A 2,060-nucleotide genomic window follows, 5' to 3' on the forward strand; every position below is an offset into this window, starting at 1 on the left:
GGCGCCGCCACGGCGGCGCCGGGCAGCGGTGTGTGGATGCGGTGGCGGTGCGGGACGCACGGCATGGGGGCAAACCCGCACATCCGGGTCGAAGCGAACAGCCGACCGGGACGCGGGGCGGCCGGTCGTGACACCGCGCACAACAGGGGTGGTTGACGGATTGGCGTCGGCAGGTCCGGACGACTAGCGTCGGTGCCATGATCGAGCTGACGGGGTTGACAAAACGTTACGGTGACAAACTCGCGGTGGACGGACTCAGTTTCACCGTGCGTCCGGGCATCATCACCGGCTTCCTGGGGCCCAACGGCGCCGGCAAGTCGACGACCATGCGCATGGTCCTCGGGCTGGACCGGCCGACCAGCGGTGACGTGCGCATCGAGGGCAAGCACTACGACCAGCTGAAGAACCCGCTGACGCACATCGGGGCGCTGCTGGAGGCCAAGGGCATCCACGGCGGACGCACCGCCCGCAACCACCTGCTGTGGCTGGCCCAGTCGAACGGCATCCCGCTGTCGCGGGTGGACACCGTGCTGGACCTGGTGGGTCTCTCCGCCGTAGCGAAGAAGCGTCCGCAGGGCTTCTCCCTCGGCATGGGCCAGCGGCTGGGCATCGCCGCCGCGCTGCTCGGCGACCCGCCGATCCTGATGTTCGACGAGCCCGTCAACGGACTCGACCCCGAGGGCATCCACTGGATCCGCAATCTGATGAAGCAGCTGGCCTCCGAGGGCCGCACGATCTTCGTGTCCAGCCACCTGATGAGCGAGATGGCGGTCACCGCGGACCACCTGGTGGTGATCGGCCAGGGCAAGCTCATGGCGGACACCACGATGGCGGACTTCATCCGGGAGAACTCCCGCTCCTACGTACGGCTGCGCACCGCCGAGCCTGAGCGGCTCAGGGACGTGCTGTCGGCCGAGGGCATCACCACGTCCGAGGGCCAGGACGGCACCCTGGAGGTGGACGGCGTGGAGTCGTCCCGCATCGGTGAACTGGCCGCCCAGCACCGGCTCGTGCTGCACGAGCTCAGCCCCCAGCAGGCGTCCCTGGAAGCGGCCTTCATGCAACTGACGGCCGGCTCGGTGGAGTACGGCACCTCGACCGGGGGGCAGCAGCAGCCCGCACCGAACTGGCCGGCGGCGGGCCCGCCGCCACCGGAAGCGGGCACAACCGGTCAGCAGGCGGACCAGCAGCAGAAGGGGAACTGAGCCATGGCCCACACCACGCAGGTTCTCCAGTCGGAGTGGACCAAGGTCCGCACCGTGCGCTCCACGCTGTGGACACTCGCCAGCGCCCTGATCGTCACGGTCGGCCTCGGCATGCTGCTCAGCCTGGTCGTCAAGTCGACCTTCGACTCAGCACTGTCCGAGCAGGAGCAGCAGACCTTCGACCCGACCGCCACCAGCTTCTCCGGGCTGGTCCTCGGCCAGCTCGCCATGATCGCCTTCGGTGTGCTGGTGGTGTCGAGCGAGTACAGCACCGGGATGATCCGGGCGTCGCTGGCCGCCGTCCCGCGGCGCGGTGTCTTCATGGCCGCCAAGACGGTCGTCTGCACGGCGCTGGTGCTGGTGGTCGGCATGGCCACCAGTTTCCTGTCGTTCCTGGTGAGTCAGTCGGTCCTCGGTGACCTCGGCACCTCGCTGGGTGAACCGGGCGTGCTCCGCGCGGTCTTCGGCGGCGGCCTCTACATGACGCTCATGGCACTCTTCGCGATGGGTGTCACCTGGATCCTGCGCAGCCCGCTGCTGGCCTTCGGCATCCTGATGCCGTTCTTCTTCCTGATCTCCAACATCCTCGGTGTGGTCGAGGCCACCAGGAAGGTCGGGCAGTACCTGCCCGACCAGGCCGGCTCCATGATCATGTCCGTGGTGGAGACCGGCACCGACCGGCCCTACGGTCCGTGGGGCGGCCTGCTCATCATGGTCGCCTGGGTGGTGGCCGCCCTCGTCGGTGGTTACCTGGTACTCAAGCGCCGGGACGCCTGACCCCGCCGCTCCCCCGCCGCCACCTCACGGGCGGCACGCCCACCTCGCGGGCGGCACGTCGCCGAAGCCGGCGCGTGC

Annotated in this window: 2 protein-coding genes; both read left to right on the forward strand. The window is 69.3% G+C overall.

Annotated elements, in window-relative coordinates; translation table 11 throughout:
- The first annotated feature begins 197 nt into the window (after positions 1–197).
- A complete protein-coding gene (locus ACYVE9_RS24330; RefSeq protein ID WP_461030043.1) occupies positions 198–1,205 on the forward strand; it encodes an ABC transporter ATP-binding protein in 1,008 nt (335 codons plus the stop codon).
- Positions 1,206–1,208: 3 nt separating this feature from the next.
- The gene (locus ACYVE9_RS24335) at positions 1,209–1,982 is read left to right on the forward strand and encodes an ABC transporter permease (protein ID WP_461030044.1); all 774 of its coding nucleotides are present in this window, start codon (positions 1,209–1,211) and stop codon (positions 1,980–1,982) included.
- Positions 1,983–2,060 lie beyond the last annotated feature (78 nt).

Source organism: Streptomyces sparsus (assembly GCF_054776295.1).